The sequence below is a fragment of the Chitinophagales bacterium genome, assembly GCA_016787225.1.
Classification (GTDB): domain Bacteria; phylum Bacteroidota; class Bacteroidia; order Chitinophagales; family JADJOU01; genus CHPMRC01.
Window position 1 is genome coordinate 90,291 of sequence record JAEUUY010000006.1, and the last position, 14,076, is coordinate 104,366.

The window sequence follows — 14,076 nt, forward strand, 5'->3', positions numbered from 1 at the left end:
TATACCATGTACAAATTTCTTTTCTTTAGTGCTTGTCTCATGATATTCAACTCATGTTCTAGTCAGGAGTCTGAGTTAGATGCAAACCAGTATTACAAAAAAATCGCCTCTGAAAAAATAAAAAATCTTATAGACGTAAGGACTCCTGAAGAATATTCTGAGGGCTACATTGAAGGAGCTATAAATATAAACTGGAATGCCGAAAATTTCGAGGCAGAATTAGATAAACTAGATAGAAATACCCCTCTGTTTCTTTATTGTCTGAGTGGTGGTCGTAGCGGTAACGCCATGCGAAAAGCTAAAGAGATGGGATTTAAAAAAATCTATGGTTTAAGTGGTGGCATTATGGCTTGGAGAACTAGTAAATTGCCACTTAGTTCACCTAAAGGTGAGAAAAAATCAGGTATGTCTATGGCAGACTATGAGGCACTTTATAAAGGTAAAACTAAGAAAATACTCATTGACTTTTATGCAGAATGGTGTATTCCTTGCCAGAAAATGAAACCTTTCTTGAAAAAAATTGAATCCAAATTGGCATCAGATGTCACAGTTATAAGAATAAATGCAGATGACAATCCTGAGCTCTGCCAGTCTCTCGGGGTGAGCGGTCTGCCTTATATTTTCATCTATAAAAATGATCGCGTTGTTTGGAAAAAATTGGGCTATGCCAGTGAAGAGGAAATACTCAAAGAGTTAAATAAGTAATTTTGAAAATATTTATAAGCCTAGTTTTAGGCATGGTTATTTCTTCGACCCTAGCACAAGTCAAAACGCTTATTCCTGCAGATGAAGAAATCAATTTGCCTAGCAATAATGAATCTAAAATTGGTTTGACAACGACTCTTGATGAAACTGTCATAAAAAAAGACAAAATTGTCAACTTGTTTTCGACCCATATTCTCAATACTATGAATGCTGAATATTATCACCTCCTAGATTCAGGAAAAAATTATATCGAGCTTTTTGTCGTATACCCCTGTAAAAGTTTTAATTTAAAAGATATTCAAGCACACCAGATAATCAATGAAGGTATTATCACCTCCACCATACTTATAAGCTTTAAAGAATCTACCTATGATGTTCATCTAAAAGATTATCGTTGGGTAAATAAAAAAAAGAAATCAACCTCGATAGATGATATATATAAAATCTATCGAAAAAACGATGACCTTGCATACAAATTAAAGTATTATGGTATTTTAAAATCTTGCGAATATTCCATTGCTGAATCATTGAGCAATATCATGGCAGTGATTGATGAGGTTATGAAAGGCAAGTCTTAGTGAATTAGTCTGCCTCAAGTTTTTTAAACTTCAAAACCTTAAGAAAAAGAACTGACCTCACTTTTTTATCCTATTTTTGTCATATCTAAGGCTTTGCAATATGATCAAATATTTATACTTTCTATTATTTATTTTTCTTTTCAATTCTTGCCAATTTTTCAAATCAAAAGAAGAAGAAAGTCAGGCACAAACAGATAATGCACCCCCTTCAATTGAATCTACCTACCTAAATTTCGACGAAAATCTCGCATATAATTATATAGACAAACAGGTTTCTTTTGGTCCTCGCGTGCCGAGTTCTTCAGGGCATAAGGCTTGTGCTGCATGGATTTTATCTACTTTGAAAGAGCTAGCCGATACCGCTTATTATCAGGAATTCGATGCTATTACCTACGATAGCAAAAAGCACAAAGGAAAAAATATAATAGCTAAGTTAAATCCAAGGAACCCAAATAGAATTTTACTTTGCGCACACTGGGACACAAGACCTATAGCAGATCATGATCCTAAAAATCCTACAGGACCTATATTAGGAGCCAATGATGCCGGAAGCGGTGTGGGCGTGATTCTTGCTTTATTGAAAAATTTCAAAGAGAAACCGATTACGCTCGGTGTAGATATTGTATTTTTCGATTTAGAAGATTATGGACAGCCTGAAAATAGCGGACTCCCTCCAATGAATGAAAGCTGGTGCCTAGGTTCTCAATACTGGGGGAAAAACACCAAACACGAATTTCTTCCTCGTTGGGGAATATTGTTAGATATGGTGGGAGGAAAGGATGCTACATTTCTAAAAGAAGAAACCAGTATGAACTATGCCTCCAATCTTTTGAATCGTGTTTGGAATCATGGTCAGCGATTGGGTTATGACAAGCATTTTTTGAGCGAACCCATGGGAGCTATTACCGATGACCATCTCTATGTCAATAAATTAGCGGGCATTCCTACCATAGACATAATTCACTATAAATTAAACAATGGAGGTTTTGCAGATTACTGGCATACACATGATGACAATATGGGCTCCGTAGATAAATCGACCCTCAAGGCTGTAGGCAGAACCCTCCTCTATACCATCTATGAAGAGGATAAGTTTATGCAATAATTTTTACACTTTTTAGTTGTCTATTCATGAGGCTAATACTTTTCGCTATTATATCATTTTCTTTTTATTCTCTGCATAGTCAAAGATACCTTGGAAATCATATTGGTGGTTATTCAGGAGTCTATGGCATTCAAGAAAATCCAGCAAGCTTCGTGACTAAAAAACCAAACTGGGATATAAATGTTTTAGGCACAGGGTTGTATTTCTATACAGAATATGGATATCTTCAAGATGAGAGCCTGATATCGGCCGCTGGAAAAACTATTAGAAATGGCATGGATACACTTCCCTTTGACTACGATAAAAACTCTAATTCCTTATTTTTTGCGAACACATATGATCAGACACTTACAGGTCTTATGTTTCAGCAGACCATTCATCTTCCTTCGTTTTGCTTTAAGGTCAAGCGATTTTCATTCGGAGCATTCTCCAATATAAAAATAGCAGCTGATGGTCTAAATGCTCCCAATTTCTTTAATTACAATAACCTTCAGAATATTATTGATTTTAATCCCTATAAAGTAACCCCGTTCTCTGTTAATGCTATGGCTTGGGGTGAAATTGGACTACATATAGGATATGCCCTAGAACTAGAAAATGGTCATACGTTGGCTGTCGGAGCAAATCCAAAATATCTAATTGGATTTGAATCATTCTATGTGCAAAATAAATCTGATTATAATTTTTTCCGCGAACGAGATACTTTTTTTGCCTCTACAGCCAATGCCAGTATTGGATTTGCTACTGGTGCGTCTCGTACTACTAATAATTATAATTTTGGCATTCAGGGGACAGGACTGGGGCTTGACCTAGGAGCAGAGTATATGATACCAAATGAAGATGAAGAATCCAATAGTACACATTATATGAAATTTGGTATAGCAATAAAAGACTTGGGTTCTATTAGATTTGACAAAAATACAGAACAACACAATTTCTCCATCAAAGATGCAGACTTTAATGTTTTAACTACTATCCATAATAACTTAAATCACAATTATGATTTAATCAAACGACTATCTGCTGCAGTATATCAAGGGGACTCCTTGAAATCCAAGGTAGATAATGAAATGACAGTTCATACCCCGACGTCTATAAATATATCTTGGGACTATAATATTCGTTCTGATTTTTATATTCATGCATTTATAGGCCGCAGACTGAAAACCTTGGAAAGACAAATCGCTGCGCCTAATGTCATGGCGGTAGGAGCACGCTATGAAAAACGTTGGTTTGAAGCTGGTGCCAATATCTCATTGACAGAAGACAAGTGGATGGGGATAGGAACTTATGTTCGTCTTGGATTATTGACTATCGGCTCAGATCACATAAATGCTTTATTGTTTTCTCAACCTAAATTGCGAGGTGCAGACGTATATTTGAGTTTAAAAGTTATGCCATTTGGCAACAGAGAGAAAGAAGATGGAATAGATTACGTAAGAACTAAAAAGGACAGACGCTCGGGATGCTATAATCAGTAAAGGCTGCCAGATAATATGTATAGCACATAAAAACTTGTCTTGAAATTTTGTAAGAGCTTAGACAAGTAATTTACGAATCACATAGCTAGCCATAGTAAGCCCAAACATTGCTGGCATATAGGATATAGTCCCATAGTAGGACTTTTTAAAATTTGTTCCGTCTGTTAGTTCCATTTTATCTTTTTCTACAACTTCATCAGAGTATACTACTTTGATTCCATAGTTATAATGCTCCTTTCTAAGCCTTTTTCTAATTTCTCGAGAAAAAAAACAGTCTCTCGTTTCATTAATATCCGCAATTTTTATTCGAGATGGATCCATTTTGCCTCCTGCACCCATAGATGAGATAAATCTAAGTTTTCGCTGTTTACATAACTTTATGACTTGCAATTTAGGTGTAACAGAATCGATACAGTCCAACACATATGCAAATTGCTGACTCAATAACTCTTCTATATCTTCTGGTCCTAAAAACCGATTCACCTCATTTATTTTAAGCTGAGGACTCACATCCTTTAATCGCCCTACCATCAAACTAGATTTTGATAATCCTATGGAACTGTGCAATGCCTGCAATTGTCTATTAATATTCGATTGGACCACATGGTCGCCATCCACAATAGTCATTTCACCTATACCCGCCCTAGCTAGAGCTTCTGCTGCGTAGCTTCCTACCCCACCTAGACCTATAACTAATATATGGGCATTCTGTAATTTCTTCAATCCACTAGCTCCTATTAATAATTCACTTCTACTTAAGAATTCCATACTCCATAATTTTTCTCAGCAAAAATAGTAGAATTCTAAAACAATTGCTTCTATACTGCTATCACCATTAGGTAAATAATTTTATGAGATATCATTTAAACCACTATTGATATAATATAAAGAAAATGTAATTTGCGAAGACCCTATAACCGACTAATTAGTTGAATACAATAACCTACTTTTTATTGAACTCAATTGTATTATTTGACTAAATTTGCTCATAATGACGGTTAATTATAATGTTAAAACATTCTTAAATCAATTCTTAAACTTGAAATAACTATCGTATTTAATAAAATTTGAATATATTTAATCTTGAAAATTTTTTATTCACAAGTTCAACGAAATTCTTAAACCAATCGTAAATCATCGTTCTTAAATATAAAATTTACATTCATGAAACTATTCTTTACCTTTCTGTTATTGCTATCATCATTGACCTTTAATGCACAAGACGAGTATAATAAAAATGAAAAAAATAATGAAAGAGAACCTATCTATCAGAAATCAGATTCGATAGATGTCTCTGAAAAAAAGAAGGAAGAACCAAAAGGAGAGGATAATACCAAAGCCTATAAAGGTATGTCTGACTTTAAACGAAATCTCCGAATAGGAGGAGCATTCAACTTAGGATCATATTCCTATCGATCGGCGTTTTTTGATGGTCAACTCTTTTTTATCATGGTGAGTCCTCAGCTCACTTATGTTATGTCAGAATATTTTGAAGGAGGATTGTCTACATCATATTCCTACACAGGGTCATTCGGCACCATCAACTCCCACTCTATAAGCGCCGGTCCTGTATTGAGGGCTTACCCCATCCCCGAAGTGTTTCTACAGGTGGAAGGGTTAGGATTTTACAATACCACGAGTTTTTCAGGTTTTGACTCCTATAATAAATTCAATTTTAACGCCTTTGTAGGAGGAGGTATCGTTTCTAGATTTTCTCAGACTTCGTATTTAATTACTGGAATCAAAGTTAATCTAATGAAAAATGAATTAACCTTTAATCAAATTATTCCCACGGCATTTACCTCTATCCATTTCGGGCTTTGGTAATCTTACTAATTATTTAATCTCTCTAAAATTCAGACTCTCATCATGAAAAGCACGCTAGAAAAAAATGAACGATATACTGTATTTACTATTAAAGAAAAAAACCTAACAAGCCATAATAGTTCTGATTTGAAATCAGAAATTGCTATTCTAGTAGCCGAAGGATATACCTCTATTTTGTTAAACCTTTCAGAATTAGATTTTATGGACTCTAGCGGATTAGGAGCCTTGTTAAACGCAGACCGTACAACCAAAGAAAATGAAGGGTTTCTAGTCATTTATGGACTAAATGAAAGTAATAATAATCTAATTCGTATTGCGAAACTAGATAAGGTTCTCTTAATAGCACCCACTCAAAAAGAGGCTCTAGATCTATTGATTTTACAAGAGTTAGAAAGAGATTTATCCGCTGAAGAAAACTAATACAAACGATTCTTTAAATAGATAGTTAAACTAAATTAGATGGAATACCTTTCGTGTCTGCATGATACCGAGATCATTTGAACTAGAATAAATTAATTACGGGGATAAGTGAAATTAACCATTCTGGGCAGTAGTAGTGCTACGCCATATTTAGATAGGCATCCTTCTAGTCAGTTGCTCTCTGTCAATGACCATTTGTACCTCATTGATTGCGGTGAGGGCACCTTATTTCGCTTAAATAGTTTTGGAATAAAGAAAAATAAAATCAAGGCGATCTTTATTTCTCATTTACACGGAGACCATTATTATGGGCTAATGGGACTACTCACTACTATGAGCATGCATGAAAAATCCGATGAACTTATCATCGTATGCCCTCCTCGATTAAAGGAAATTATCGAACTGCAATGTGAAATTTCTAAAACGATTATTCGTTTTCCCATAAGTTATATCGAGACCGATATGACACATCAAACGATCTATACCGATAGTAATATTAGAGTTGAAACAATCCCACTACGCCATAAAATAGACACCTGTGGTTTTATATTTCACAAAGTCTTTCCTGACAGAAAAATTTTGAAGGAAAAAATTGAAGCCCTGAACCTCACTCCAGCAGAGGTATCGACTTTGGTAAAAGAGCATCGACTTCAGACAAACCAGCAGCTCATAACCTTAGAGGATATTTCAGAAATCAATACTTCTAAAAAGTCTTTTGCTTATTGCACCGATACACGCTATGACGCTAGCTACATAGACTATCTTCGAGGTATAGATTTACTCTATCACGAATCTACTTTCCTGCACCGAGATCTCGCACGCGCTATAGAGACCAAACACTCTACAGCCAACGAAGCGGCTCAGGTAGCAAAAGAAGCTCAGGTAAAAAAGCTACTCATCGGACATTTTTCTGCTCGCTATCTAGACCTCCAACCCCTGCTTATCGAAGCCCAAGAAGTATTTCCCAATACAGAACTGGCTATGGAAGGCTTGACATTTGAGTTTTAGCTTAAACTGACCCAAAAGAAGATAATTCGGCGTGCCAAACGATATAAGAGATTAAATAAGATATATTTCAAACAATTCTGATATAATATAGGGCATAGCATTATCGAATGAAGTGTTGAATATTGCGAAGAAGCGCAGGTCAGTAATAATCTACACTTTTTATTGTTGATTACTAAACACAGGCACTTTACCTTATACAAAACTAAATGCGATCAATAACTTGAGTTTCATCGATTATCAACAAGGCAAAAGTGATTAGTGGCAAATTGAAATCGAACAGCAACAATGCCATTCTGACCGACAACACCAATCCTATGAACAGCAACAAATGAAAAATGAAGAACTACAGTTAAAATCTGAAGAGTGACAAGAAAAAATCGAACAACAACAATGCCATTCTGACGGACGAAAACAAGAAAATGAATAGCGACAGAGGGAAAATGAACAGACTTTGTCGGCTCCCCCATTTTTAGTACCACTTTGAAAATAATCTTATTATGAGATATTATCCTCGTAAGAACTATTCAAATTAAGCCTCTGTATGCTATAAAAACATCTGTGCCAACCTCTATGGCAGAAATGCAGAAATAGTCAATACAATAGCCATTATTACGGTTGTAATAGGGGGTGTAATGTATTTGAATAAGCTAGCAAAATCAATGTAATTTCAATTTTATATTTTGTCCACTTAGGCGGGTTTTCAATTTATTAGCATTCATTAACATAAATAGTTGTATATTTGCATTGGCTCTGTAGCTACCGAAGGTTTAAGTTTATCTTAGATTATATATGTAGGTGGAATGGAGCCATTTTTTATTTGTATTTGGTATTATCTATTTCAAATTCTTTAGGAGTGAAACACCAATGTCTATAGGAATGATTCCAATTATCTGATTCTAATTCTCGTCCTGTAGAGATTCCAATATTAAAATTAGGCTTTATTTCGCATATTTTAGAATAAATATATTTGTATAAATCGTCTTTTGCCCTTGTCTTATTCGCTCTAATTCGCTTACCATCTGGTTTGATTTTATGAAAATTGTTTAATCTAAACTGCATAGCGCCTAATACAATGATCTATCTCTCTTATTTGTTCCTTATTTAGCTTACAATGTTCCTTAATGTATCTAAATTGTTGTTTATCAATACTTTAATCGCTCATTTGTTTGTTCCTTAAGTATCACTAACTCTTCCTAAAAATATATCTTGCATCTTTGTCTCTCAATTTTGGACTAATTCGATTTATAATATTTTCGACATCTTTAAATTGATTTAAGTATATCCGAACTGTTTTTTCATTGATACCAGTAGCCAAAACCAATTCATCGATTGTAGCTTGATTTTGATGAAATAAATAATGCAATATTTTTCTCTGAATGCCATTATTTGATTTTTCGATATATCTTTGCACTTAATAATACTCGCCAAGCCTATGGTTTCTTCTTGAAACTATGCTCACTGGGGCGGGTTTTCTATTTTTTAGGGGGTTGGTTACTATTTCCTTTGTACTTGAAACATCTTATACCCGTCTTCTTTACTCTTAATTTTTCTAATAAAATCTTGCTTATTATCGAAGCATCTGGAAAGATTTTGGACTTTATCAGTATAATCATCCGCTAATTTACCTTCAGCTTCATATTGAAAATAATAAACATAGATTTTAACACACTCATTTCTATTCAATATTTCTCTTAACAAGCCCCTATCTGAAAGTCCACATGAATGTCCTAGTATATGAACATCAAAAGGATTATTCAATTTATCTGTAAGTTTTTCATAATTGTCTGTTTGACAATAATCGAAAAGTTTAATGTTCTTTAGTTTCTTATTATCATCTAAAGATTCTAATTTTTTGTAATCCTCACTCTCATAGTCTCCATAGCCAAAAATTATTTTGTTCCTTGGGTCATTCAACTGTCCATGAATATTTATTACTTGAAAATCATTTGGAATATAGTGAGTATATGTATTAGTATAATTGAAATTTAATATAAGATTATTTCCATCAGGATATTTTCTAAAATTTAGAAAATAATCTTTGTATTGAGGTATGAATTGTAATGGATTTAATTGAATTAGGTATTCTTCAAATTTGTTCTGCAAAACTTCAAAATCTTGATTTAACTTTTCAGTATTAGGTTCGCTAATCAATAACCTGAAATATAATCTTTCAATATCTACCCAGTTTTTGTTTTTGTGATATTCATTAATAATATTATTAAACATAATATTTTTTTCATACTGATAATGAAATTTATATGGCGGTTGTCCAGTTTTACTTTTAATTTTTTGCATTACTCCAAGGTCTGCTTGGTGTTTAGAGTAAAAATCTTCATATCCAGAAATGGATTTAAGTCTTAAGAATATTTCCTTAAAAACTTTATCATCTTCGAAATAGCCTTTAACATAGCTATCGCTGTCTTTTATACGGTAGTTAAGAAATGGATTATCAATTTCAAATTCAATAAGATTACTTTCAAAATGTTTATTAGCAACTTGCAAAAAGTAGGATTTATAAACCCAATCGATAAAATGTTTATAGCCAGAATCTAATCCATGAGACAAATCAAAACCGTTTCCAATAATAAAAATGTTGTTATTCATAAGTATACGATTTATTTTCAATGACGGCGATTTCCTCCTCACTCAGCCCATATAGCTCATAGACTAGCTTATCTATCTCTGCCTCCAACTCACTAGTATCTGCGTCTGGATTGGATTTTTTGAGAGAGAGGATTTTATCGACACAAGTATTTATATTTTGATTTATTTTTTTACAAATAGGAACTTTGGATAGTAATTGAGTATTTAAACTAATATATCCACCTGCTAAATGTTTATCTTTAAACTTAATTTTAAAATACCAATCTATTAATTTTGAATTTAAAATTGCGAGAACTGATTTTAGTATTTCAATTTCTCCTAGAATACTATAAACACTAACTGCTGGTGCTAGAATGCCTTCAATATCCAATGTAGCCTCTATATTTTTTGTCATACCAGCTACCAATATTTTAGGTGAAGAAAACAATTCCCATTTTCCTTCAGATATTACTTCTTTATTATATGTAATAAATGGCTCTATATAATCTGTTCCTTTATATCTAGTTTTATTATTTAATATTACATATCTATCAATACTCCCTGTTACAATGACTCTCTTATCTGAAGCAGTTTTTCTTCCTTCTGAAATACAATTTCCATAATTAGTAAATTGAAATCCATTTATACCAGGTGAGTATGTTAGAGAGTCATTTAGGCTTGCTATATTCTCAACTTTATGAAAAATTAAATCTTCAGTAGTACTATTTTCTTCTGATTTTACATATTGCATTTTAATAAAATCCCAGTCATTAATATAGTTAATTTTTAGACTGTTATCTATTAACTGAACATTCTGCTTTATACATATACTTGACTTTCTTTCATTATTTGAAAGGTTAATTATAATAGGATAAACAGAGGCTTCTTCAAAAACATTTATATTAGAAATATCAATAAAACTATCAAATGATTTACTAGAACTTAAAAAATTTAAAAGCGAATTTGAGTATGAGGCGATTAGAAATTTATTTGGAATAATATAATTTAAATTACAGTCTTTTTTAAGCAATTCAAATCCTTTCTCAATAAATAAAATGTATATGTCATAATTGCCAGATTTAGCAGAAATAAATTTACTATTAAAGTATTTTATATCCTTTTCCATATCCCTTTTATACATATCTTTTGTAGATATATACGGCGGATTCCCTATCACCACATCAAACCCAATAAATCCACCATTCTCATCAAGCACTTCTGGAAATTCAAATCTCCATTCAAAAGCATTCTGATAGATAGGATTGGATTCTATGTCTTTTTTCTCTTGTGTCAGTTTTTCAAGTTTGGCTTCATAGTCTTTGACCTTTGCTTTTTCTATATCTGTGAGAGGAAACATGGGGTTTTTGGATTTCAGAATTTCCATAGTTACCTTATCTATTTCATTCTGTACCTTATCTGTTCTCTTATCTCTCAGTTTAAATTCAGATTTGAATTGGTCTATTTTTTTGACTAATTGTGCTTTGGCTGATTTATCTCTTTCTCCTTTATATACCTGTACCCAAGTGGTATATTCTTTCAGCCTCGTTTGGAAATTAGGTATATTCTCAAATACACTATCCTTGACTTCAAATCTACTTATCAAGCTATTGCCACATTTGATATTGATATCAATATTTGGCAAAGTTTCTAAATACTTATATTTGCTAGATTCCGTATAGTAGGCATTTTTAAGCAATTCTATCCAGAGTCTCAGTCTGCATATCATCACCGATTTAGGATTGATATCTACTCCGAATAGGCAGTTTTCTATAATCGTTTGTTTCTCGTGAAAGAGGGTTTCTTGTATTCTTCTACTTTCAGCATTTTTGGGATTGTATTCATAGAGTTTACCTTCTTCATCTTTGATTATGAGTTCATCATTTTCTATCTCCAGTTTATAGCCCTTGATTCTTTTGAAATCCTTGTCAGCCAGAATTTCTAAATCAGATTTGATAGCTATCATCTCATTGAGCGCCGATACCAAGAAGTGTCCAGAACCGACAGCAGGGTCACAGATATGAAGATTGTTTATTGTACTATTCGCTTCTTGGATTGAAATTTTGTCTAGTTTATTGTATAAGTCTTTGAAGTCATTACAGTTCCAATGATAAGATTCATTAAATTTCTGTATAACTGCTCTTCTAATACTTTCCCTGCACATATGCATCGTGATAAAACTCGGTGTATAGAATGAGCCATCTTTGTAGCCATTGATTTTTTCAAATATCAACCCTAATACAGAAGCATTGATAATCGTCTTGGATTCTTCCTTGATTTTTCCTTTGGATACATCTCCGAAGTCATAGGCATTGAGAAACTCAAATAAGTATTCTAGCGTTCTTTTGCTACTGCCTTTGACTTGATCCCGATAGCCATCGGGACGTAAAACGGTCTTGTCGTAACTAGGCAAATCCAGTCTATCTTTCAATACATTGATTCCAAAGTATTTTTTCTCTAACTCCGTTTTCTCAAATAGCGAACTATTGAGATAAGGGATATTGCCAAATTGTTCATTCACAGATTTAGACCTATCCTGATAGTTCTCTGCTAATACCTCAAAAAATAATTCTTCTAATTCATCGTAGTCCTTAATCTTGTCATAGCTTAAAAAAGCAAAATCCAGACTATGATTGTATTTAATAAGTTGCCCTTCTAGTAATTTGAGGAATAAAATTCGATTGAGCCAAGTAATACAAAGCTCTAGTGCTATAGAATACTGTTCCTCTGTATCAGATATATCTCTAAAATCTTTTTTGAGTTTATTGAGGGCATTTTCTAATAAACTTCCATCATTCGGCACCTTACATCGCTGAATCGTTTTCTTGCTTCCTTCTTTGACTTCCTCTATTCCGACGATATGTAGTAGTTCTTTGTAGAATTTATCATTCAGAGAATTGCTATCATTGGCGGTTTGTTTTTTGAGTAAATGCTCTGGACTGAGGATTTTGTATAAATCCAATAGAGCCTCATCATCTTCTAGGTTATTATTGAAAATGACTTGTTCATAGTCTTTAAGGTTGAAATAGGTACAAGATATGGATTCTAAATTTTGCTCTAAATGTGGATGGACCACTTCTTTATAAAACCAGTCTGTTTTATTGAATCCTATATTGCCATCATTCCAACTTTTATAGCTATCACGAAGTTTTTTATTTTCAAAGAAATATCGCTCAAAATCACTCGCATCAAATATGTACCATTCATAAATGTTGGTAATAATGAGGTGCTTGATTTCCTTATTCTCATTGATAAATCTTTCGTGAATATAATAGGATATGAGTTGCTGAAATGATTTGCTGTTGGGATTTTTAGCTGAAATCATCTCTGATTTATTGCTTGGTTGCTTAGTTTCTATTAAAACTCCTGCTGAACTTGTCAGTTCAGAGCCATTGTGTATGACTAGGTCTTTTCTTTCTTTAGTATTTATGGCATTTTTACCCTTATAATACGTATCTAGTAAAAAATCCCTTAAAATAACCTTTAAATGCTCCTCGCTTTCCTTTCTTTTCTCGCTTTCTAGTATATTGGTAAAGGTGGATTTGATATTAGACTTGAATAGCTCTATTTGCTCTCTTTTCAGATTCTGTTTCTGAATAGAGGCTTTGAGTTTCTGAGTAGGATTAAGAAATTCTAGTTTCAAGACGCATCGAATTTTAGTTAAAAAAGGATTTCAACTGTGTGTAAATATAATGAAAAAGAATTATTGGTATTGGCGCACTTCCAAATCGCCCTAAAATATATTATACCAATCTTACATATAAAATAGTCCAATGTGTTTATATGTTTAGAGTGGTAAATGCCGTTGTGAATTGTGTTTAGTCCATTGGAGCAAAGCGGAAAATTGGACTATTACAGAATTCCAAACGGTATTACGTAGCAAATTTCATTTCGGCATACAGATAAAGATTCAAAGCAAAGGAAAAGGATTTTTAGTTTACCAGTCATGCTGAAATACTGATTCTTTCTGATTTTAGTAGATGGTCGTTTTGATGTCTTATTCTGGAGGAGGTAAATGTCTAGGAATAAAGCACTGACATCCATTCGATAGCCTTGAAGGCTTTACTTCGACCTTAGGAGAAGTGCACAGACCTAGAAGGTTTGTATGGGTAAAAGGCAGACTCCGAATCAATCCTGAGGTGTATCGGGACTAAATTTTAGAGCAATCCTCAATAATATAATATGGGCTTATCGATGTACTAAATACCATAGCCCCGATAGAAGTGGTAGCCCACAGCGACAAAGGAGCGAGGACTACTAGCGCATAGCGGGAATTAGCTCCTAAAACTAAGGCGAAAGCGCTTCTTTTCCATTTTTATTGAGTTAAAATATAAAAAAACATTACCTTTGGGTTTTTAAAAAATAACCCTTC

At 33.3% G+C, this 14,076-nt stretch carries 12 protein-coding genes; 7 read left to right on the forward strand and 5 right to left on the reverse strand.

The annotated features are described in order from the left end of the window. Positions 1-6: 6 nt before the first annotated feature. The 4 genes from JNL75_01320 to JNL75_01335 all read left to right on the forward strand — a co-directional run bounded on the left by JNL75_01320 (position 7) and on the right by JNL75_01335 (position 3,869). Positions 7-705 carry a thioredoxin fold domain-containing protein gene (locus JNL75_01320; protein ID MBL7788454.1) on the forward strand — a complete coding sequence of 233 codons (699 nt, stop codon included), beginning with the start codon at positions 7-9 and terminating at the stop codon, positions 703-705. Positions 706-707: 2 nt separating this feature from the next. Next, positions 708-1,283: a hypothetical protein gene (locus tag JNL75_01325; protein ID MBL7788455.1), complete on the forward strand. Its 576-nt coding sequence runs from the start codon at positions 708-710 to the stop codon at positions 1,281-1,283. Positions 1,284-1,383: 100 nt separating this feature from the next. Next, positions 1,384-2,388: a M28 family peptidase gene (locus JNL75_01330; protein ID MBL7788456.1), complete on the forward strand. Its 1,005-nt coding sequence runs from the start codon at positions 1,384-1,386 to the stop codon at positions 2,386-2,388. A 26-nt stretch (positions 2,389-2,414) separates the two neighbouring features. Continuing rightward, complete coding sequence (locus tag JNL75_01335) at positions 2,415-3,869, forward strand: hypothetical protein (protein ID MBL7788457.1); 1,455 nt, start codon at positions 2,415-2,417, stop codon at positions 3,867-3,869. A 57-nt stretch (positions 3,870-3,926) separates the two neighbouring features. On the opposite strand, the gene JNL75_01340 is transcribed toward JNL75_01335, so the two are convergent. Then, a complete protein-coding gene (locus JNL75_01340; protein MBL7788458.1) occupies positions 3,927-4,637 on the reverse strand; it encodes a tRNA threonylcarbamoyladenosine dehydratase in 711 nt (236 codons plus the stop codon). A 396-nt stretch (positions 4,638-5,033) separates the two neighbouring features. On the opposite strand from JNL75_01340, the gene JNL75_01345 reads away from it, so the two are divergent. The 3 genes from JNL75_01345 (at position 5,034) to JNL75_01355 (ending at position 7,124) form a co-directional block, all read left to right on the forward strand. Next, positions 5,034-5,696 carry a hypothetical protein gene (locus JNL75_01345; GenBank protein MBL7788459.1) on the forward strand — a complete coding sequence of 221 codons (663 nt, stop codon included), beginning with the start codon at positions 5,034-5,036 and terminating at the stop codon, positions 5,694-5,696. A gap of 42 nt (positions 5,697-5,738) precedes the next feature. Beyond that, entirely contained in the window at positions 5,739-6,116 is a 378-nt protein-coding gene (locus tag JNL75_01350; GenBank protein MBL7788460.1) for an STAS domain-containing protein, read from the forward strand. Between the two features lie 108 nt (positions 6,117-6,224). Beyond that, positions 6,225-7,124: a ribonuclease Z gene (locus JNL75_01355; GenBank protein ID MBL7788461.1), complete on the forward strand. Its 900-nt coding sequence runs from the start codon at positions 6,225-6,227 to the stop codon at positions 7,122-7,124. An 813-nt stretch (positions 7,125-7,937) separates the two neighbouring features. On the opposite strand, the gene JNL75_01360 is transcribed toward JNL75_01355, so the two are convergent. From JNL75_01360 to JNL75_01375, 4 genes are all read right to left on the reverse strand, one after another. After that, positions 7,938-8,183, reverse strand: a complete 246-nt coding sequence (locus tag JNL75_01360; protein ID MBL7788462.1) for a hypothetical protein — start codon at positions 8,181-8,183, stop codon at positions 7,938-7,940. A 124-nt stretch (positions 8,184-8,307) separates the two neighbouring features. Next, on the reverse strand, positions 8,308-8,535 hold the full coding sequence (locus tag JNL75_01365) for a hypothetical protein (GenBank protein MBL7788463.1): 228 nt from the start codon (positions 8,533-8,535) through the stop codon (positions 8,308-8,310). A gap of 83 nt (positions 8,536-8,618) precedes the next feature. Next, on the reverse strand, positions 8,619-9,728 hold the full coding sequence (locus JNL75_01370; protein MBL7788464.1) for a hypothetical protein: 1,110 nt from the start codon (positions 9,726-9,728) through the stop codon (positions 8,619-8,621). Next, the gene (locus tag JNL75_01375) at positions 9,721-13,347 is read right to left on the reverse strand and encodes an Eco57I restriction-modification methylase domain-containing protein (GenBank protein ID MBL7788465.1); all 3,627 of its coding nucleotides are present in this window, start codon (positions 13,345-13,347) and stop codon (positions 9,721-9,723) included. Before JNL75_01375 ends, JNL75_01370 begins: the two co-directional genes overlap by 8 nt. Between the last annotated feature and the right edge of the window lie 729 nt (positions 13,348-14,076).

Bases quoted from the DNA above. Each gene is read 5' to 3' on its own strand.
- JNL75_01330 (MBL7788456.1), top strand. From the start codon at position 1,384: ATGATCAAATATTTATACTTTCTATTATTTATTTTTCTTTTCAATTCT.
- JNL75_01335 (MBL7788457.1), top strand. From the start codon at position 2,415: ATGAGGCTAATACTTTTCGCTATTATATCATTTTCTTTTTATTCTCTG.
- JNL75_01345 (MBL7788459.1), top strand. From the start codon at position 5,034: ATGAAACTATTCTTTACCTTTCTGTTATTGCTATCATCATTGACCTTT.
- JNL75_01370 (MBL7788464.1), bottom strand. From the start codon at position 9,728: ATGAATAACAACATTTTTATTATTGGAAACGGTTTTGATTTGTCTCAT.
- JNL75_01360 (MBL7788462.1), bottom strand. From the start codon at position 8,183: ATGCAGTTTAGATTAAACAATTTTCATAAAATCAAACCAGATGGTAAG.
- JNL75_01350 (MBL7788460.1), top strand. From the start codon at position 5,739: ATGAAAAGCACGCTAGAAAAAAATGAACGATATACTGTATTTACTATT.
- JNL75_01320 (MBL7788454.1), top strand. From the start codon at position 7: ATGTACAAATTTCTTTTCTTTAGTGCTTGTCTCATGATATTCAACTCA.
- JNL75_01340 (MBL7788458.1), bottom strand. From the start codon at position 4,637: ATGGAATTCTTAAGTAGAAGTGAATTATTAATAGGAGCTAGTGGATTG.